The 17,750-nt window shown below is 62.1% G+C and carries 22 protein-coding genes; 8 read left to right on the plus strand and 14 right to left on the minus strand.

From position 1 onward, the window contains the following. Positions 1-74: 74 nt before the first annotated feature. On the minus strand, positions 75-1,154 hold the full coding sequence (gene zapE / locus MN188_RS08935) for a cell division protein ZapE (protein ID WP_242108154.1): 1,080 nt from the start codon (positions 1,152-1,154) through the stop codon (positions 75-77). Between the two features lie 99 nt (positions 1,155-1,253). Here zapE and MN188_RS08940 point away from each other — a divergent pair, with 99 nt between their 5' ends. Beyond that, complete coding sequence (locus tag MN188_RS08940; RefSeq protein ID WP_242108162.1) at positions 1,254-2,495, plus strand: MFS transporter; 1,242 nt, start codon at positions 1,254-1,256, stop codon at positions 2,493-2,495. Positions 2,496-2,502: 7 nt separating this feature from the next. Here MN188_RS08940 and MN188_RS08945 read toward each other — a convergent pair whose 3' ends face one another. Beyond that, the gene (locus tag MN188_RS08945; protein ID WP_242108171.1) at positions 2,503-2,961 is read right to left on the minus strand and encodes an Lrp/AsnC family transcriptional regulator; all 459 of its coding nucleotides are present in this window, start codon (positions 2,959-2,961) and stop codon (positions 2,503-2,505) included. Positions 2,962-3,112: 151 nt separating this feature from the next. Between MN188_RS08945 and ald the strand changes: the two genes are divergently transcribed. Together ald and MN188_RS08955 are read left to right on the plus strand one after the other, a co-directional pair. Next, positions 3,113-4,231, plus strand: coding sequence for an alanine dehydrogenase (ald, locus tag MN188_RS08950; protein ID WP_242108173.1), 1,119 nt, complete (start codon positions 3,113-3,115; stop codon positions 4,229-4,231). A 117-nt stretch (positions 4,232-4,348) separates the two neighbouring features. After that, positions 4,349-4,966 carry a protein-methionine-sulfoxide reductase heme-binding subunit MsrQ gene (locus MN188_RS08955; RefSeq protein ID WP_242108175.1) on the plus strand — a complete coding sequence of 206 codons (618 nt, stop codon included), beginning with the start codon at positions 4,349-4,351 and terminating at the stop codon, positions 4,964-4,966. A gap of 83 nt (positions 4,967-5,049) precedes the next feature. Here MN188_RS08955 and mscL read toward each other — a convergent pair whose 3' ends face one another. The 11 genes from mscL to pyk form a co-directional block, all read right to left on the minus strand. Next, positions 5,050-5,484 carry a large conductance mechanosensitive channel protein MscL gene (mscL, locus tag MN188_RS08960; RefSeq protein ID WP_242108177.1) on the minus strand — a complete coding sequence of 145 codons (435 nt, stop codon included), beginning with the start codon at positions 5,482-5,484 and terminating at the stop codon, positions 5,050-5,052. Positions 5,485-5,607: 123 nt separating this feature from the next. Next, on the minus strand, positions 5,608-6,057 hold the full coding sequence (locus MN188_RS08965; protein WP_242108179.1) for a YtoQ family protein: 450 nt from the start codon (positions 6,055-6,057) through the stop codon (positions 5,608-5,610). 33 nt (positions 6,058-6,090) lie between these two features. After that, entirely contained in the window at positions 6,091-8,484 is a 2,394-nt protein-coding gene (gene pheT, locus MN188_RS08970) for a phenylalanine--tRNA ligase subunit beta (RefSeq protein ID WP_242108181.1), read from the minus strand. Next, on the minus strand, positions 8,481-8,744 hold the full coding sequence (locus MN188_RS08975; protein ID WP_242108190.1) for a hypothetical protein: 264 nt from the start codon (positions 8,742-8,744) through the stop codon (positions 8,481-8,483). Before MN188_RS08975 ends, pheT begins: the two co-directional genes overlap by 4 nt. Then, entirely contained in the window at positions 8,741-9,814 is a 1,074-nt protein-coding gene (pheS, locus tag MN188_RS08980) for a phenylalanine--tRNA ligase subunit alpha (RefSeq protein WP_242108192.1), read from the minus strand. Before pheS ends, MN188_RS08975 begins: the two co-directional genes overlap by 4 nt. Before the next feature lie 83 nt (positions 9,815-9,897). Further along, on the minus strand, positions 9,898-10,977 hold the full coding sequence (locus tag MN188_RS08985; protein ID WP_242108194.1) for a GSCFA domain-containing protein: 1,080 nt from the start codon (positions 10,975-10,977) through the stop codon (positions 9,898-9,900). After that, positions 10,974-11,684, minus strand: coding sequence for a hypothetical protein (locus MN188_RS08990; protein ID WP_242108196.1), 711 nt, complete (start codon positions 11,682-11,684; stop codon positions 10,974-10,976). The genes MN188_RS08985 and MN188_RS08990 overlap by 4 nt, the downstream gene beginning before the upstream one ends. Positions 11,685-11,823: 139 nt before the next feature. Continuing rightward, complete coding sequence (rplT, locus tag MN188_RS08995) at positions 11,824-12,186, minus strand: 50S ribosomal protein L20 (protein ID WP_242108205.1); 363 nt, start codon at positions 12,184-12,186, stop codon at positions 11,824-11,826. Positions 12,187-12,198: 12 nt separating this feature from the next. Beyond that, entirely contained in the window at positions 12,199-12,399 is a 201-nt protein-coding gene (gene rpmI, locus MN188_RS09000) for a 50S ribosomal protein L35 (RefSeq protein ID WP_242108207.1), read from the minus strand. A 132-nt stretch (positions 12,400-12,531) separates the two neighbouring features. Then, positions 12,532-12,756, minus strand: coding sequence for a hypothetical protein (locus tag MN188_RS09005; RefSeq protein WP_242108222.1), 225 nt, complete (start codon positions 12,754-12,756; stop codon positions 12,532-12,534). A gap of 31 nt (positions 12,757-12,787) precedes the next feature. Then, on the minus strand, positions 12,788-14,236 hold the full coding sequence (pyk, locus tag MN188_RS09010) for a pyruvate kinase (RefSeq protein WP_242108224.1): 1,449 nt from the start codon (positions 14,234-14,236) through the stop codon (positions 12,788-12,790). A gap of 134 nt (positions 14,237-14,370) precedes the next feature. Between pyk and MN188_RS09015 the strand changes: the two genes are divergently transcribed. The 4 genes from MN188_RS09015 to MN188_RS09030 all read left to right on the plus strand — a co-directional run bounded on the left by MN188_RS09015 (position 14,371) and on the right by MN188_RS09030 (position 16,299). Continuing rightward, on the plus strand, positions 14,371-15,111 hold the full coding sequence (locus tag MN188_RS09015; protein WP_242108949.1) for an N-formylglutamate amidohydrolase: 741 nt from the start codon (positions 14,371-14,373) through the stop codon (positions 15,109-15,111). A 2-nt stretch (positions 15,112-15,113) separates the two neighbouring features. Beyond that, positions 15,114-15,449 carry a 5-carboxymethyl-2-hydroxymuconate Delta-isomerase gene (locus MN188_RS09020; RefSeq protein WP_242108226.1) on the plus strand — a complete coding sequence of 112 codons (336 nt, stop codon included), beginning with the start codon at positions 15,114-15,116 and terminating at the stop codon, positions 15,447-15,449. 141 nt (positions 15,450-15,590) lie between these two features. After that, complete coding sequence (locus MN188_RS09025) at positions 15,591-15,908, plus strand: DUF1244 domain-containing protein (protein WP_242108228.1); 318 nt, start codon at positions 15,591-15,593, stop codon at positions 15,906-15,908. Between the two features lies 1 nt (position 15,909). Further along, positions 15,910-16,299, plus strand: coding sequence for a hypothetical protein (locus MN188_RS09030; protein WP_242108230.1), 390 nt, complete (start codon positions 15,910-15,912; stop codon positions 16,297-16,299). A gap of 52 nt (positions 16,300-16,351) precedes the next feature. Here MN188_RS09030 and MN188_RS09035 read toward each other — a convergent pair whose 3' ends face one another. Then, positions 16,352-17,206 (minus strand): D-amino-acid transaminase, encoded by an 855-nt coding sequence (locus MN188_RS09035; RefSeq protein WP_242108232.1) that lies wholly within the window; start codon positions 17,204-17,206, stop codon positions 16,352-16,354. Between the two features lie 95 nt (positions 17,207-17,301). On the opposite strand from MN188_RS09035, the gene MN188_RS09040 reads away from it, so the two are divergent. Then, positions 17,302-17,748, plus strand: coding sequence for a DMT family transporter (locus MN188_RS09040; protein WP_242108235.1), 447 nt, complete (start codon positions 17,302-17,304; stop codon positions 17,746-17,748). The last annotated feature ends 2 nt before the right edge of the window (positions 17,749-17,750 follow it).

The following is a 17,750-nucleotide window of genomic DNA, read 5'->3' on the forward strand; positions in this document are numbered from 1 at the left end:
GTGATCCATAGGTGCGCCTTTCGGCGCGCTTGGTATCTCACCCGCCGCCTTCGCGGCGGGTTCGGGATCGGTGCCTAGCTCTGCCCCCAGTCTTTGTCCTGCATCTCGCGCAAGCGGCTAGCGGTGCGTTCGAATTCGAACGATCCTTCGCCCTCGACATACAGCATTTCGGGCAGCGCTGCGGCAGAGGCGATCAGCCGCACACCTCCTTCGTAAAGCGCATCGATCAGTATGACGAAGCGCTTGGCTTCATTGAAATTCGAACGCGACAGGCAGGGGATTCCCTCCAACACCAAAAGCTTCACTGTTTCGGCAATGGCCAGGTAGTCGCCAGGCCCCAGCATGGCGCCGCAGAGGTCATGAAACCCCGCCCGTGCCGCGCCGTTGTGGAAGGCCGGCAGCACCACGTCGCGCCCCTTAACAGTGATCACATGCGGCTGGGCCGCGCCGCCCGTCAGGTCGCGCCAGATCGCCTCAATCGCATCGCGTGCGGCTTCATTGGCCGGGGTGAAATAGACTTGTTCGCCCTCAAGCCTGTTCTGGCGGTAGTCATTCGGGCTGACCAGTTCATGGATGACCATCCGCTTTTTCAAAAGTACGATGAACGGCAGGAACAGCTGGCGGTTCAGCCCATCTTTGTAAAGGTCATCCGGCACCCGGTTCGAGGTGGTGACAATCACCACCCCCGCCGCCATCAACTTTTCAAACAGCCGCCCGACAATCATCGCGTCGGTGATGTCGGTGATCTGCATTTCGTCGAAGGCAAACAGGCGCACGTCACGAATGATCTGCGCCGCGACCGGCTCCAACGCGTCGTCCACCCCGTCGGCGCGGGCTTTGTGCATGCCCGCGTGAACCTCTTGCATGAAAGCGTGGAAATGCACCCGCCGCTTACCGTCGATGGCCAGGTTGTCCACGAACAGGTCCATCAGAAAGCTTTTTCCGCGCCCGACCCCGCCCCAGAGGTAAAGCCCCATCGGCACCTCTTCGGGTTTGTGAAACAAACCGCCCAGAATGCCCCGCCGCTTCGTGCGCGTGGCCTCAAGGTGGGTGCGGATGTCTTCCAGCGCGGGCAGGCAGGCCTCCTGCGCGGGATCTGCGTGGATGTCGCCCGCGCGCACGCGGTCATGATAGATTTTCGTCAGCGTCGTCATAACCCCGGCATAAAACGCCAGCCCGCATAAGAAAAGGTTGTGCGACATGTCAAACGGAATGATTTGACGGGTGGGTGAATTTCGCTGACCTTACCCGGCATGACAGACACGCGCGCGCCCCTCATAACCCCGGTTCTGATTGCCGGATGCATCATCATCATGGTCGGCTTTGCAATCCGGGCCAGTTTCGGGGTGTTTCAGATCCCGATTGCTGAAGAGTTTGGCTGGGCCCGCGCCGAGTTTTCCCTGGCGATTGCGATCCAGAGCCTGGCTTGGGGGATCGGGCAGCCGATCTTTGGCGCCATTGCCGAGAAGGTCGGCGATCGCAAGGCGATCATCGCAGGCGCGCTGACCTATGCCGCCGGGCTGGTGGCCTCATCCTTTGCCGTTACACCCGAGGCGCACCAGATGCTGGAGATCCTGGTGGGCTTTGGCATCGCCGGCACCGGGTTCGGCGTGATCCTGGCCGTGGTCGGGCGGGCGGCGTCGGATGAGAACCGCTCAATGGCGCTGGCGATTGCCACGGCGGCCGGATCGGCGGGCCAGGTCTTTGGCGCGCCGCTGGCGGAATACCTGCTGACCCTGATGCCCTGGCAGAACGTCTTTGGCATTTTTGCCGTCGCGATCCTGGCCGTTCTCTTGTTGCTGCCGATGATGCGGAGCGAGACCGTGGCGACCCGGTCCGAACTTGAAGACAGCATGGGCGACATACTGAAACAGGCATTTCGCGACCCGTCCTATACGCTGATCTTCCTGGGCTTCTTTTCCTGCGGCTATCAGCTTGCCTTCATCACCGCGCATTTCCCGGCCTTCGTGACGGAAATGTGCGGCACGATCGACCCGTCGGGCACGTTGGCCACAATCGGTGTGTCGACCACGTCCGCCTTGGGGGCGGTGTCGATCTCGCTCATCGGGTTGGCCAACATCGCGGGGACGCTGTACGCGGGTTGGCTGGGCAAGCGGTATTCGAAGAAATACCTGCTGGCGGCGATCTATACCGGGCGAACCATCATCGCCGCGCTGTTCATCCTGTTCCCGATCACGCCGGTGACGGTGATCCTGTTCTCCATCGCCATGGGGTCGCTGTGGCTGGCAACCGTGCCGCTGACCTCGGGCCTCGTCGCGCATATCTATGGCTTGCGCTACATGGGAACGCTGTATGGCATCGTGTTTTTCAGCCACCAACTGGGCAGCTTCCTGGGCGTTTGGCTGGGTGGGCGGATGTATGACACGTTTGGCGATTACACCACCGTGTGGTGGATCGGCGTCGGTGTCGGTGCGTTTTCCGCCATTGTGCACCTCCCGGTGAAGGAACAGCCCCTTCACGCCCGCCCCGCATGATGTTCGACTAGACCGGAAGCGCGGTTGTCTTGAACACAGTGCGCAGGGCGAAGCTGGATTGCATCCCTTGAACCCCTGGCAGGCGCGCCAGGTATTGGCGGTGGATGCGGGCAAAGTCCTCGGTGTTTTCGGCCACGACCTTCAACAGGTAATCCGCGGACCCGGCCATCAGATGGCACTCCAGCACATCGGGAACCAGCGCCACCTCACGCTCAAACGCGTCCAGCACTTCGTCGGCCTGACCCGACAGGGTGATCTCGACGAACACCGTGCTGGGGCAACCCATCTTGCGCGCATCCAAAAGAGCGACATAGTCTTTGATGAAGCCTTCGGCCTCAAGCCGCTGCACCCGCCGGTGACACGCCGAGGGTGACAGGTTCACCTTTTCCGACAGGTCTGCGTTTGAGATGCGCCCGGCCTTCTGCAGGACCCCAAGGATGCGGCGGTCTATACTGTCGAGTTCCATATTCGCACACGTTCCTTGCGCCATTTGTTCAAATTGCGATGGTTCCTTCGGAAACTCCTAGCAAAGACGCCACATCTTTTCAAAGCAATTGCGTGCGGAACTGCGCATTTTTGTCGCAGGAGAATACGCAAGGGAAACGGAGGAGACCCCCATGCTGATCGGATGCCCGAAAGAGATTAAACCCCAGGAATTTCGTGTTGGCCTGACGCCGAACGCGGCAGGCGAAGCGGTTAGCCGCGGCCACAAGGTGATCGTTGAAACCAACGCCGGTGCAGGCTCCGGCTTCACCGACGATGACTACCGCGCCATGGGCGCCGAAGTCCTGGACACCGCCGAAGAGATCTTTGCCCGCGCCGACATGATCGTGAAGGTGAAAGAACCCCAGGCGGTTGAACGCAAGATGCTGCGCCCCGACCAGCTTTTGTTTACCTACCTGCACCTGGCACCGGACCCCGCGCAAACCCACGACCTGCTGGAAAGCGGCTGCACCGCGATCGCCTATGAGACCGTGACGGACGACCGGGGTGGTCTGCCCCTTCTGGCCCCGATGTCCGAGGTCGCCGGGCGGCTGGCGCCGCAGGTTGGCGCCTGGACCTTGCAAAAGGCCAACGGCGGGCGCGGTGTGCTGATGGGCGGCGTGCCCGGTGTGGGCCCGGCCAACGTGGTGGTAATCGGCGGCGGTGTCGTCGGCACCCACGCGGCCCGGATCGCGGCTGGCATGGGCGCAGATGTGACCGTGCTGGACCGGTCCCTGCCCCGGATGCGCTATCTTGATGATGTCTTTGGCGGCGTGTTCAAAACCGGCTTCTCCTCGGCCGGAAACACCGCTGAACTGGTGGCGCAGGCCGACATGGTCATCGGCGCCGTGCTGATCCCCGGCGCCGCCGCGCCGAAGCTGGTCAGCCGCGCGCAACTGTCGGGCATGAAGCCCGGCGCGGTGCTGGTTGACGTAGCGATCGACCAGGGCGGGTGTTTCGAAACCTCAAAGGCCACGACCCACGCAGACCCGATCTATGAGGTGGATGGCATCATGCATTACTGTGTCGCCAATATGCCCGGCGCGGTTGCACGCACCTCGACCATCGCGCTTGGTAACGCCACGCTGCCCTTCATGCTGGCCCTGGCCGACAAAGGCTGGCGCCAAGCTTGCGAAGAGGATCCACATCTTCTGAACGGCTTGAACGTCCATGCCGGAGAGCTGACGTATGACGCCGTTGGCAAGGCGCTGGGGATCGACGTGATTTCGCCCTCTCAGGCGTTGAAAAAGTAAGCCTTTCCACCTGTCCGATCACTCATGGCCCGAGGCACTGCGCCCCGGGCCATTATTTGCGACGGAATGCTTTTGTGGGACCGTAGAACCTTTGACTTACTTCAAAGGATCAAGACCATGAGCAAATACCTGTCGGCGCTTACCCCCTACTGGCTGTGGGCGCTGCTGTCCCTTCCCGCCTTGGGGCTTGTCTCAGAGCTGCTGGCCGCAACCACACCCAAGCAGATTGATGGCGTGATGCATGGAACGGGTGAATTTGCCGCCCGGTTCCTGATCATCTCCCTTCTCGCCAGCCCCCTGATGCTGCTGTTCAAAGGCTGGCGCGGCCCGCGCTGGCTGCGCAAGAACCGGCGCTATTTTGGCGTCGCGGCCTTCGGCTACGGCGCGCTTCACCTTGTCGCCTATGTGATGAAGCAGGGCAGCCTGACAAAAATCCTTGGAGAAGCGACCGAGCTGGAAATCTGGACGGGCTGGGTTGCATTCGCCATTTTCCTGCCGCTTGCAGCAACAAGTTTTGACGCCGCCATTCGGGCACTGGGACCGCGCTGGAAAAACCTTCAGCGTGCGACCTATGGTGCTGCCGTGTTGGTCCTGATCCATTGGGCTGCGCAAGAGGATTGGCGTTCGATCACACCGGCATTGGTGCATTTCGGACCGTTGATCGGTCTGGAGCTCTACCGGATTTGGTACTGGTATCTCCGCCCGCGCAAACCGCGGGTTGTAACCGCACAATAGGGCGGATCCGACTTGCACCTGCAGGGCATGAAAAAGGCCGGCCCCGGAAAGGGCCGGCCTGATCGCTGTTTCTGGTCCAGAAGTTACTTCTTGGACAACGCATCCCGGATTTCGGTTAGCAGGTCGACCTCGCTCGGCCCTGCCGGTGCCGCTTCTTCCACGGCTTCCTCTTCCTTCTTCGCGGCCTCTTTTGCCTTGTTCACATAGCGCACCAGCATGAAGACGACCCATGCGATGATCAGGAAATTGATCACGGCCATGATGAAGGCACCATAGGCGAACGCCGAGGCGCCGGCCTCTCTCGCGGCTTCCAGCGACGGGTATTCGGTCCCGTCCCCGCCCAGCAAGATGAACTTGTTGGTGAAGTCCACGCCACCCATGAACAGCCCGATGATTGGGTTGATCAGGTCGGCAACCAGGGATTTGACGATCGCGGTAAACGCCGCGCCGATGATGATACCAACAGCCATGTCCATGACATTGCCCTTGGCGATGAAGTCCTTGAATTCTTGCAGCATGTGCTGTCCTCACTCCTGTCCATGTTTCGCGCTTGTTCGTTGGTTTTACGCACGCGGAATATAGCACGTTTAACGCTGAACTTGTGAAACGTATCGGGGAAAGGAACGGTGGCCTTCCCCGTATCAGACGGGCAGCGCACCGGTCAGGACATAGCGCAGGATCTGAACCACTTCTTCGGGGGTTTCGGTCACGGCCAAGGCGGCGGCGTCGACCTCTTTCAATGCATGTTGGTGGTCTGGGCCGTGCATGACGATGAGGGATTTTCCCAGCGCCGCCGCCTGCCCCGCATCAAAGGCCGCATTCCACTGCTTGTATTTTTCGCCAAAGCGCACCACGACCACGTCGGCCTGTTCGATCCCCATACGCGTACGTATGGCATTCAGCTTGGCGCCCTTGTGGTCATGCCAGAACTTGTCCGGCTCTGCCCCCATGATCGCCACACCGCAATCGTCCGAGGCGTCGTGATCCGTGACGGGCGCGTTGAACGTCACGTCCAGCCCCTTGGCGCCCGCAACGATCTGGTCGCGCCAGTCAGTGTGGATTTCACCCGAAAGGTATACATTCAGCGTCATGTCGTGCTCCTTGTAAAGCGGCGCGAAAAGGGGTCAGCCGCGCAGGCTGCCCCCCGTGGCCCTCTCGACCTTTTGGACGATCTTGGCGCTTACCGCCTCGATGTCCTGGTCCGTTAGCGTCTTGTCGCGCGGTTGCAGCCGCACGGTGATGGCCAGGGATTTCTTACCCTCGCCCAGGCTGCCGCCGATGAATTCATCGAACACGCGCACCTCGTCGATCAACGTCTTGTCAGCACCGGCTGCGGCGTTCACCAGGTTCACAGCCTCGACATCCGCATCGACGACAAAGGCAAAATCACGTTCGACCGATTGCAGGTCGGACGCACCCAACGCGGCACGGGTGGCCGTTTTCGCCTTCGGGAACGGGATGTTGCCGATGTGCACGGCAAAGGCCACGACCGGACCCTTCACGCCCGCCGCCTCGATGGCTTTCGGGTGCAATTCGCCGAACGCGCCCAGCACGTTCTTCGGCCCGAGCGACAGCTTGGCCGATCGTCCGGGGTGCCACCACGCATTCATGTCACGCAAATGCATCAGCTTGGCGGGGGCGCCAAGGGCGGACAAAACCGCCTCGACATCCGCCTTGGCGTCGAACGTGTCGACCGAGCGGCGCACCCCGAAACGGTCCTTGGGGCCGGTGTGGCCAACCAGAATGCCAGTGACCAGCGTCTCCTGCTCATCCGGTTCGGCACCGTGGAACACCGGACCGACCTCGAACAGGGCAAGGTCCTGAAACCCACGCGCCTGGTTGCGAGTGGCGGCGGCCAGCAGACCGGGCAGAAGCGAGGGGCGCATATGGCTCATCTCGCTCGAAATCGGGTTCTCCAACCGGTTCGCGGGCACGCCGCCATACAGGTCGGCGCTTTCCGCGTCGATGAAGCTGTAGGTCACGCATTCGTTATAGCCCAGCGCCGCCGTGGTGCGCCGCGCGATGCTTTCGCGTTTCTGCATCGGCGTCAGGACCGGCTTGGGCACGCCCACCTCGGCCCGCGCCAGCGGTTTGCCAACCAGTTTGGTCAGCGACGCCACGCGGGCGACCTCCTCAACCAGATCAGCCGAGCCCTGAACGTCAGGGCGCCACGACGGCGCCTGCGCCATGTCGCCATCCATGACGAACCCCAAGGCCTCCAGCGTCTTGCGCTGCTCATCGGCGGGAATCTCCATGCCGACCAGGCTGACCACCCGGTCCGTGTCCAGCGGATAGGACCGCGCGACGTCCGGCACCGCGCCCGCGGTCACCACATGCGAAGGCTCCCCCCCGCACAGGTCCAGGATCATCTGCGTCGCAAGCTCGATCGAGGGTGCGTTGAACAGCGGATCAATACCGCGTTCGTTGCGATACCGCGCGTCCGAGTTGATCTTCAGCGCGCGACCCGTCTTGGCAATCTGGATCGTGTCCCAGAACGCGGCCTCAAGGAAAACGTTCACCGTGCCCTCGGTGCAGCCCGTCGCCAGGCCACCCATGATGCCCGCGATGCTTTCCACCGCCTTGTCGTCCGAAATCACCACCATGCCTTCGCTGAACGTGTATTCCTTTTCGTCCAGCCCCACGAGGGTTTCACCCCCCTTGGCGCGATGCACTCGCAGGTTGCCATTCACCTTGTCCGCATCGAACACGTGCAGCGGGCGGTTCTGGTCGTAGGTGAAGAAGTTGGTGATATCCACCAGCGCGGAGATCGGCCGCAGACCGATGGCGCGCAGGCGGTCCTGCAGCCATTCCGGCGACGGGCCGTTCTTCACACCCCGGATCATGCGGCCCATGAACACAGGGGCATCGTCGCTTGCATCGTCATCAATGGTGACGCTGATCGGGCTGTCAAAGGTGCCTTTGACGTCCGCCGTGGGCGCGGGTTTCAGCGTGCCCAAGCCACGTGCGGCCAGATCGCGGGCAATGCCGCGCACGCCCAGCGCATCCGGGCGGTTCGGCGTAATGGCGATGTCGATCACAGGGTCGACCTTGGAGGGGTCGTTTTCCGCCAGCCAATCGGTGAACTTGTCGCCAACCTCGCCCGAGGGCAGCTCGATGATGCCGTCGTGTTCTTCGGACAGCTCCAGCTCACGCTCGGACGCCATCATGCCGTGGCTTTCGACGCCGCGGATTTTGCCCACGGAAAGCGTCACGTCGATGCCGGGCACATAATCGCCGGGCTTGGCCAGCACCACGGTGATGCCGGTCCGCGCATTGGGCGCGCCGCAGACGATCTGTTTCTCGCCCTCGTTGGTCATCACGGTGCAGACCCGCAGACGGTCAGCATCGGGGTGCTGTTCGGCATGGGTGACTTTCGCCAGCGTGAAGGTCGACAGCCGCTCGGCGGGGTTGATGATCTCTTCAACCTCCAACCCCAGATCGGTCAGCGCCTCGGCGATCTCGTCCACGGAGGCCGTGGTGTCGAGGTGGTCTTTCAGCCAGGAGAGTGTGAATTTCATTGTCTAACTCCTACGGCATAAATGCCCGGTGTGATTTCGGCAATTGCGACAAGTGAGTGCTTGTTGTTTTCAACCGCCTTATAGACATGCAGTGTCTTGGTTTCGTCGCTGTAACGGGGATCGGTGAATATGACTGCTTCGCCTCTACCCGTGAGTGTTCCTTTGATGTCGAACTCATCGGCCAAAGCTTGGCGTTCATCCACCAGCCCCCAGGCAACCGACCATTGGTTGCCGTGTTGGTCTGTCGATGTGGTCTTCACCTGCTCAGCCCCCCGCGCATGGTCGGCACGTCCAGCGCGCTGAAGCCGTAGTGGCGCAGCCAGCGCAGGTCTGAATCAAAGAACGCGCGCAGGTCGGGGATGCCGTATTTCAGCATGGCCAGGCGGTCGATGCCGAGGCCGAAGGCGAAGCCCTGCCATTTGTCGGGGTCGACGCCGGCAGATTGCAGCACCTTCGGGTGCACCATGCCGGAGCCGAGGATTTCCATCCAGTCGTCGCCTTCGCCCACCTTCAGCTGGCCGTTATCCCACGAGCAACGCAGGTCGACCTCGGCCGACGGTTCCGTGAACGGGAAGTGCGAGGCGCGGAAGCGCAGTTCGACGTTGTCGACTTCGAAAAACGCGCGGCAGAATTCTTCCAGGCACCATTTCAGGTTCGCCATCGAGATATCCTTGTCGATCGCAAGCCCTTCGACCTGGTGGAACATCGGCGTGTGGGTCTGGTCGTAATCCGACCGATACACCCGCCCCGGCGCGATCACGCGAATGGGCGCGCCGTGGGCCTCCAGCGCGCGGATCTGCACCGGGCTGGTGTGGGTGCGCAGCACATGCGGCGGGCGCTCGTCGCTTTCGTCCCGGTGCATATAGAACGTGTCGAACTCCTGCCGCGCGGGGTGGTGCGGCGGGATGTTCAGCGCGTCGAAATTGTACCAGTCGCTTTCGATCTGCGGCCCTTCGGCCACGGAAAAACCCATGTCGGCGAAGATCGAGGTGATTTCTTCCGTCACCTGGCTGATCGGGTGGATCGAGCCGCGCCGCTCGGGCCGCCCCGACAGGGTCACGTCCAGCCATTCGGTGCGCAGGCGTTCGTCCAGTGCGGCGTCCCCCAGCGCGGATTTCTTGGCGGCGATGGCCGAGTTGATCTCGTCCTTCAGCGCGTTCAGCTTGGGGCCGGCGACCTGGCGTTCCTCGGGCGTCATCTTGCCCAGCTCGCGCATTTTCAGCGCGACCTCGCCCTTCTTGCCCACCGCTTGCACGCGGATGTCTTCCAGCGCCGCTTCGTCCGCGGCACCGGCCACCGCGTCAATGTATTTCTGCCTCAGATCATCCATCGGGCCACCCCATCGCAAAAGTCAGTTGCAGCTATCCTCTGGGACGCGAAAATGCAACATCCCCGGTGGGGTTTGGCGATGGATCAGGTGGGATTGGGGCGGTCCAGCGCCTCCTCGTCACAGATCACGTCGACGATGGTTTGCAGGCGGTCCATTGTGGCACCCGTGGCGGGGGCGGGCGGCACGGCGGGCGTGGGCCGGTCGGTGGCTGCGGCAAAGAACATGCGCATCGCGTGGTTCACCCCAGCTTCGGTCACATTGCGCCGGTCGGGGGCGAAGTAATCCGGGCCGTTCACCGCGCTTGTGACGATCTCATAGGAGGGGAAATAGGCCACGTGGTCATGCGCCCGTTCGATCACGTCGCAGGCGACACGCAGGATGGATTTCGACACGGTGGTCGAGATCATGACATGCCGGTCCTCGGCGGTGGCGGCCAGGGGCACGGGCGACACGGTGAAGATCACCCGCGCCTTGGGGTTCACGCGGGCCAGCCGGTCAAGGAACCCGTTCAGGTCGGTCACGACCTCATCAACGCCCAGGTTCACGAAGGCATAGGCGCCCGGATCAAAATGCCCGGCTTTCACGCCGGGACACAGCGGAAAGACCGCACCGTCTGCGCGCGATGTCCAGCATTCAGTCAGACCCAGGGTGAAGACGAAGATGTTGAGCTCTTCAAACATGTAGCGCACCTGGGCAAGGTGCTGGTCGCGATCCCGGATCAGTTCGGCGCGCGTGGCAAAGCCGCCGGGCTGGATCGCCGGGCGAAACGGATCGCACCAATTGCCGCCCTTGTCCTGCCAGTCGGGCTCGGCGGGGTGAAAATGGCCATGGGCGCGGTCAAACAGCTGCACCAACTGCCGGGTCGTATAGACATTGCCAAACCGCGCGGAGAAGGTGCCATAGTTCATCCGCTCCGCCAGCCCATCGACCAAATCGGTCAGGGGGTGGGCGGGTTCGGTGACGAAATAGGTGAAGCCGCTGGCCTTCAGGTGCCGGGCGATGTGTTGGGCAAAGCAACTGCCCGCTGTCGCGACCTTGTCTTCGGGATTGATCTTGAAGGGAAAATCGGTGACCGGGTTCAGATCCCCCGGTGCGACGCGCGACACGGCGCGGGACCAGAAATTGTGGTCGGGCAGATCGCTGTAGAAATGTTTTCTGCTCATGCCGGAACCCCGATCAGAGACGCAGCATGCTCTGCAAGGTATCGGTTACACATCCGGCCATAGGCGATGTTGCCGTGGGTGGCATCGGCGGACCAGAATTCGCGCGTCAGAAACCCGCGCTTGTCCTGCACACCGGGCGGGGAGACGATATAGCGCACGCCGATATCATCGCAGATTGCACGCGCCAGCCGGGTTTGCAAAAGCCAGAGCTTCAGGCGAAGCGCGGCGGGCGCCACTTTCGGGGTGGCGCCGTGCTGTTTGAACCAGACGTCCAGGTGGTCCTGCGCATAGCTGGTGTCGGCGATGGGTGGCGGGGACTCAAGATGGATCAGAGGCGCGGGGCAATCGGCGTGGATGCGGCGCAGGTGGCTCAGGCTTCCGCTTACCTTGCGCGCCAGCACCGCGTGAACCAATTGAAACGGCAGGATTTCCGCGTCCCCGCGCAGGCCCAGATCATCGCGCCCGGGCAAGGTGAAATCGAACGGGCGATCGCCGTCGACCCAGCCGACCGCGACTTGTTCGCTGCCACCCATGCGTGAAACCCACAGGTCTGCATGGGTCAGGCCAACCTCCTCAAAAAGCGCGGAAACGATGCCTGGCACGCCACCCGCGCCGGGTGCGGCGATCCGGTCCTTGTGATCGTTCACGTTACCGATGCCGATCAACACCCCGTCCGGTGGACCGTCCGCAGCCAGAGATTTCTTCATGCACATCACATGAGAATTTCCGAAAACGAAGATGTTCACCGCACGTTGCCCCCGACAAAGAAAAACCAGCCGCGACCGGGATGGCGCGGCTGGTTTCAAATTAGGGCGCTGTGGTTAACGAACAGCGAATGTCAGGCGTTTAGGCCAGAGCGGCCTTCGCCTTTTCCACGATCGCAGTGAACGCTTCGGGTTCGTGCACGGCCAGATCGGCCAGAACCTTGCGGTCCACTTCGATGCCGGCGGTGTTCAGGCCGTTGATGAAGCGCGAGTATGTCAGCGATTCGTCGTGGGCGCGCACAGCGGCGTTGATGCGCTGGATCCACAGGGCGCGGAAGTTACGCTTGCGGTTCTTGCGGTCACGCGTGGCGTATTGGTTGGCTTTGTCGACAGCCTGGCGCGCCACCTTGAAGGTGTTCTTGCGGCGGCCGTAATAGCCTTTCGCGGCGTCTGTGACTTTCTTGTGACGCGCGTGCGTCGTGGTTCCACCTTTGGTACGGGACATATCAGGCTCTCCTTAACGCGAATACGGCATCATCGACTTGACGATTTTCTCGTCAGGAGCCGAAAGCGTGGTGGTCCCGCGGGCGGTGCGGAGGAATTTGTTGGTGCGTTTGATCATGCCGTGGCGCTTGCCGGCCTGACCGGCCTTCACGCGGCCCTTGGCCGTCACCTTGAACCGCTTCTTGCAGCTCGATTTCGTCTTCATCTTGGGCATTTCCGTCTCCTTCTCAGGTTCGGTCGTGAACGCTACTCGGCATGCCACTTGTGGCCGGTCACGCATAAGAATGCGCCGTATACGAGCGATTCCCCTGTCTGGCAAGGGCTTTTGCGTCGGTTCAGAAGGGTTTCAACGGAGGTAGCGACCGATCACACGCACGAAGGCGTCCGGAATATCTTGGATCGAGTAGCCACCGGGCTGTTGCGTTACCGCCAGAACAACAAGAACGCCACCGATCAAAACCATGATGGCCGGTGTTCGCGGCGTGCGGCGGTCGATGAGCGAGCCCAGGATCGATGGCACGGACAGGGCCAACACCACGACCCCAATCACCAAAAACAGATCATTCGTCATCTACAAATCCTCAAGGGCGTGATGACTTATTTTACTCGGGATCGGCCGCGAAAATCAACCTTTCCGCACATGGCGCAACCCTAAGGATATTGGTGGTCCCGGGCACGTTGAACGGCACCCCGGCCGTCACCACGATCTGGTCGTCTTCAGAGGCAAAACCGGAAGAGCGCGCGGCACGGGCGGCGGACACGACCGCCATCTTGAACCGTTCCACATCGCCATTGGTCAAAAAGCAGTTCGTGCCCCAGGACAGGCACAGCCGTCGAGCGGTCCCGGTCAGCGGGGTCAGCGCGATGATCGGCACCCGTGGGCGTTCGCGGGCAGTCAACAGCGCGGTGGTGCCAGATTGGGTAAAACAGCAGATCGCTTTGATGTCCGTGGTTTCCGCAATCTCGCGCGCGGCGGCGACAATGCCGTCGGGAACGGTCGAGCGTTTGGCAACCCGGCTGGCTTCGATTTGTTCACGGTAGGTCGGGTCATCCTCGACCTCGATCGCGACATTGTCCATCGTCGATACGGCCTCAATCGGATAGGAGCCTGCGGCACTTTCTGCCGACAGCATCACCGCATCGGCGCCGTCATAGATCGCATTGGCCACGTCCGAAACCTCGGCGCGGGTCGGGATCGGGCTTTCGATCATGCTTTCCAGCATCTGGGTGGCGACGATCACCGGCTTGCCGGCGCGGCGGCAGGCGTGAATCAGGCGTTTCTGGATCGGAGGCACGGCCTGCACCGGAAGTTCGACCCCCAGATCACCCCTTGCCACCATGATCCCGTCCGATACGGCCAGGATATCCATGAACGCATCCACCGCAGCAGGTTTTTCGATTTTTGACAGCACCGCGGCGCGGCCCTGTGCCAGGGCGCGGGCTTCTTCCACGTCCTCGGCGCGCTGCACGAAGGACAACGCAAGCCAATCAACGCCCAGCTGGCAGGCAAACTCAAGATCGGAGCGGTCCTTGTCGGACAGGGCGGCCAGCGGCAGCACCACGTCGGGCACATTCACGCCCTTGCGGTCGGAAATTGTACCGCCCACCATGACCTCGCAATTGGCATAGTCGCTGCCGCAATCCTTGACGGTCAGGCGGATCTTACCGTCGTTGATCAAAAGAGACGACCCGGGTTTGAGGGCCGCGAAAATCTCGGGATGCGGCAGGCAGACACGGTGCCCTTCGCCAGGTGTCTCATCCAGGTCGAGACGGAACATGTTGCCTTCTTCCAGCTCGGCCGCCGAGGCAGCAAAGGTGCCACACCGCAATTTCGGCCCCTGAAGGTCGGCCAGAATGGCGATCGGACGGCCCATGTCCTTTTCGACCTGTCGCACCATCGCATGGCGCGCGCGCTGTTCTTCGTGGGTTCCATGCGACATGTTCATACGAAACACGTCTGCGCCTGCCTCGAACAGGGCGCGGATCATGTCATAGTCGTTGGAAGCGGGGCCCAGAGTGGCAACAATCTTCACGTTCCGCAGGCGTCTCATCGCGCACGTCTCCTCAGGTAATCGTTCGATTTCGGTGGGCCATCTGTTCTATGCCTCAAATCGCCGCATGTGACAACTGGCGCTTTCTGTCCCGGTCGCATAAACGGGTGGGAAGACTTATTATCGACGTGACCATGACCTACCTGCCTTTTCACATTGTCGGAGAAGATCGGCCATCGCGCTGGCTGGTGACCTGTGACCATGCGGCAAACACCGTGCCCCAAGAGGTGAACAGCGGCAGCTTGGGCATTTCGGATGCCGACTTGGCGCGCCACATCGCCTTTGACCCTGGCGCGGCCGGTGTGACGCTGGCGCTGGCCGAGATGCTGAACGCGCCCGCGATCCTGTCCAACTTTTCGCGCCTCGTGATCGACCCGAACCGGGGCGAAGACGACCCGACGATTCTGATGAAGCTGTATGACGGCACCATTGTGCCCGCGAACCGCCACGCGGATTCCGAGGAACGAGAGCGGCGGCTGAATGCCTATTACCGCCCCTATCACAAGGCGCAGGCCCGGCTTGCGGCGCGTCAGGAAGATACCGTGCTTCTGTCGATCCATTCCTATACGCGGCAGCTGAACGGACGTGAGCCCCGGCCTTGGCACATCGGCATCCTGCATGGCCGCGACGCGCGCCTTGCGATCCCGCTGATCCGCAGGCTTGAGGCCGAGCCGGACCTCTGCGTGGGCGAAAACGAACCCTATGGCGGCCACCTGGACGGTGACAGCGTCGATCGCCACGCGATCCAGCCGGGGCGCGCCAACGTGCTGATTGAACTGCGCAACGACTTGATCGTGACGGATGCACAGCAATTCGCCTGGGCTGAACGACTGGCACCGATCCTAGAGGAAACGCTGGACGCAACGGGGCTCTGATTGTGCCACACCTCACCATTGAACACTCCGCCGGGGCGCCCCTGGGCAAGGATTTGTGCGACGCGCTTTTTGATGCGCTTGCAGCCCATCCGGCCATCCCCCAGCCCGAAAGCCTGAAAATCCGCACCCTGCCCTGCAACCATCACCGGATCGGAACTGAGCCGCAAAGCTTTGCCCATGCGCGTCTGTTGCTGCTGCCGGGGCGCGACGCTGCGACAAAGGCCGCGCTGGCGCAGCTGGTGCTGGAGTGCATGGCCGAACACCTGCCGGAGGTGGGCAGCCTGTCGGTCGATGTCGGAGAATTGTCACCGGCCTATGTGAAACGGCTGCTCAGCTGACCCCTGCGCCAGCCACAGGCCACAGCGCCCCCTGAGGGCCGTGGGGTGGGTGGGCGGGAACGGTCCGAAGGGCGCGCTCCCCGGCTTGACCTTGCCGCGCGGGCGCGGTCCAATGCGCCCGACCTCAGACAAGGACCGATCATGGACGACCAGACCCGCATCGAAATCGAAGCCGCCGCCTTTCGCCGGTTGCAAAAACACCTGATGGAGGACCGTCAGGACGTGCAGAACATCGACCTTATGAACCTGGGCGGATTCTGCCGTAACTGCTTGGCGCGTTGGTATCAGGAGGCCGCGAACGAGCGCGGGATCGAGATGACGAAAGAAGAAGGGCGCGAAGCCTATTACGGCATGCCTTATGACGACTGGAAAAACCTGAACCAGACCCATGCAAGCCCGGAAAAACAGGCGGCCTTCGAGGTCGCATTCAAGGAAAACGTGTTGAAGGAGGGCAACTGACGTGTCCACCAAACTGATCGTCGCGGTTCTGGCCGTTTTCGTGGTCATTCTGGTCGTGGTTGGCGGCAGCTCCGGCGGCAAGCCCCCCGGCAGCGACAAGGTGCGGATCTCGGACCTGCGTGATTTGTCGGGCTTTGTGCGCTGCGTTGCGCAGCTGAACGACAACACCCTACCTACGACACTGACCCCGGTGGAGCGGTGTGGTCGCAACATCAACCTTGCTGATCCCGCGACCGGCACGCCTTATGGCTATGAAGTTCTGACGCCGGACACCTACCGTGTTTGCGCCGAATTTGAAAAACCCAAACGGGTCACCTCTGCCTGGTATGGTCTGGGCGAATTCGACCCGGAAACGGGCTGCGCCACGGCACCGCTGAGCAGCGACCAATAAGAACTAGGCGTCAAGCCCCCGGACGGATCGTCGCGGGGGCTTTCCGGCCGGATCAGATCGCGCTTTTCAGGCTCTCTTCCAGGTAAATCTCACGCAGGCGCGCGGCCACCGGTCCCGGCTTGCCGCCGTTCAGCTTGGCGCCATCGATCTCGACAACCGGCATCACGAAGGCGCTGGCCGAGGTGAAGAACGCCTCGTCCGCCTCCTGGGCTTCGGCGATGGTGAACGACCGCTCCTCAACCTCCATCTGCGCTTCGGCCGCGAACCGCAGCACGGCGGCGCGGGTGATCCCGTGCAGAATGTCGGTCGACAGCTCCCGCGTGATGATCTTGCCGTTCTTCACGATATAGGCGTTGTTGGACGTGCCTTCTGTGACCTTGCCGTCCTCGACCAGCCAGGCATCGTCGCAGCCTGCGGCCTTGGCGGCCATCTTCGCCATCGACGGATACAGCAGCTGCACCGTCTTGATGTCACGCCGACCCCAACGGATGTCGTCGATCGAGATCACCTTGACTGGGTTTACGTTGCTGGCCAGGCCGGGCTTGTTCTGGGTGAACAGGACCACGGTCGGCGTGGTCTCTTCCGGGTTCGGGAATGCGAAATCGCGATCGCCGGGGGCGCCGCGGGTTATTTGCAGGTAGACCAGCCCCTCGACAATACCATTGTCGGCGACCAGCTTGCGGTGCACCTCCAACAGGGCCTCGTGGCTGATCGGGTGCGGCATGTCCAATTCGTCCAGCGACCGGGTCAGTCGCGCAGCATGACCTTCGAAATCAATCAACTTGCCATCCAGCACCGAGGTCACCTCATACACCCCGTCAGCGAACAGAAAGCCCCGGTCGAACACCGAGATCTTCGCGTCTTCTTCGGGAAGGTAATCTCCGTTCACGTAAACGATGCGGCTCATGGCACTCTCCTGTTTGTGCGACGTGGGTGATTGACCGCACGTGATGTTCCTGTTGTTGCTATTCGGGTAACGCGAAAATCTACGAAGGGAAAGCCATGACGACGACCAATTCTGCCCTGATCATGCTTGCAGCAGGTATCGGCATCCCGGTGCTGGCGGCGCTGAACGCGGCACTCGGGCAACGGCTGGGCTCTCCCATTGGTGCGGGCCTGATCCTGTTTGTCGTCGCGTTCCTGACCACCGGGGCGGTGTTCCTTGTGTCCGGCGCCTCGCTGAAAGGGGCGCTGTCGGCCCCCCCGCACCTGTTCCTGGCGGGCACGTTGGTTGCGTTCTACGTGCTGACAATCACCTGGATCGCGCCCACCTTCGGCGTCGGCAATGCGGTGTTCTTCGTGCTGATCGGACAGCTCCTCTCGGCCGCCGCGATCGACCATTTCGCCCTGTTCGGCGCGTCGCACCATCCGCTGACCCTGGCGCGCAGCGCGGGCATCGCGGTGATGGCGGCGGGGGTCTTCCTGACCCAGATCGCCGGGCGCGGCTAGGC

It is taken from the genome of Aliiroseovarius subalbicans (assembly GCF_022678625.1).
GTDB lineage: Bacteria > Pseudomonadota > Alphaproteobacteria > Rhodobacterales > Rhodobacteraceae > Aliiroseovarius_A > Aliiroseovarius_A subalbicans.

What these genes read in the sequence shown, in the direction of transcription:
- pheS (WP_242108192.1), bottom strand. Translation starts at nt 9,814, where the DNA reads ATGGATGATCTGAGGCAGAAATACATTGACGCGGTGGCCGGTGCCGCG.
- rpmI (WP_242108207.1), bottom strand. Translation starts at nt 12,399, where the DNA reads ATGCCCAAGATGAAGACGAAATCGAGCTGCAAGAAGCGGTTCAAGGTG.
- pyk (WP_242108224.1), bottom strand. Translation starts at nt 14,236, where the DNA reads ATGAGACGCCTGCGGAACGTGAAGATTGTTGCCACTCTGGGCCCCGCT.
- MN188_RS08990 (WP_242108196.1), bottom strand. Translation starts at nt 11,684, where the DNA reads ATGAAGAAATCTCTGGCTGCGGACGGTCCACCGGACGGGGTGTTGATC.
- MN188_RS08985 (WP_242108194.1), bottom strand. Translation starts at nt 10,977, where the DNA reads ATGAGCAGAAAACATTTCTACAGCGATCTGCCCGACCACAATTTCTGG.
- rplT (WP_242108205.1), bottom strand. Translation starts at nt 12,186, where the DNA reads ATGTCCCGTACCAAAGGTGGAACCACGACGCACGCGCGTCACAAGAAA.
- MN188_RS09035 (WP_242108232.1), bottom strand. Translation starts at nt 17,206, where the DNA reads ATGAGCCGCATCGTTTACGTGAACGGAGATTACCTTCCCGAAGAAGAC.
- MN188_RS08945 (WP_242108171.1), bottom strand. Translation starts at nt 2,961, where the DNA reads ATGGAACTCGACAGTATAGACCGCCGCATCCTTGGGGTCCTGCAGAAG.
- ald (WP_242108173.1), top strand. Translation starts at nt 3,113, where the DNA reads ATGCTGATCGGATGCCCGAAAGAGATTAAACCCCAGGAATTTCGTGTT.
- zapE (WP_242108154.1), bottom strand. Translation starts at nt 1,154, where the DNA reads ATGACGACGCTGACGAAAATCTATCATGACCGCGTGCGCGCGGGCGAC.
- MN188_RS09025 (WP_242108228.1), top strand. Translation starts at nt 15,591, where the DNA reads ATGGACGACCAGACCCGCATCGAAATCGAAGCCGCCGCCTTTCGCCGG.
- MN188_RS09015 (WP_242108949.1), top strand. Translation starts at nt 14,371, where the DNA reads ATGACCTACCTGCCTTTTCACATTGTCGGAGAAGATCGGCCATCGCGC.
- MN188_RS09040 (WP_242108235.1), top strand. Translation starts at nt 17,302, where the DNA reads ATGACGACGACCAATTCTGCCCTGATCATGCTTGCAGCAGGTATCGGC.
- mscL (WP_242108177.1), bottom strand. Translation starts at nt 5,484, where the DNA reads ATGCTGCAAGAATTCAAGGACTTCATCGCCAAGGGCAATGTCATGGAC.
- MN188_RS09005 (WP_242108222.1), bottom strand. Translation starts at nt 12,756, where the DNA reads ATGACGAATGATCTGTTTTTGGTGATTGGGGTCGTGGTGTTGGCCCTG.
- pheT (WP_242108181.1), bottom strand. Translation starts at nt 8,484, where the DNA reads ATGAAATTCACACTCTCCTGGCTGAAAGACCACCTCGACACCACGGCC.
- MN188_RS08955 (WP_242108175.1), top strand. Translation starts at nt 4,349, where the DNA reads ATGAGCAAATACCTGTCGGCGCTTACCCCCTACTGGCTGTGGGCGCTG.
- MN188_RS08965 (WP_242108179.1), bottom strand. Translation starts at nt 6,057, where the DNA reads ATGACGCTGAATGTATACCTTTCGGGTGAAATCCACACTGACTGGCGC.
- MN188_RS08940 (WP_242108162.1), top strand. Translation starts at nt 1,254, where the DNA reads ATGACAGACACGCGCGCGCCCCTCATAACCCCGGTTCTGATTGCCGGA.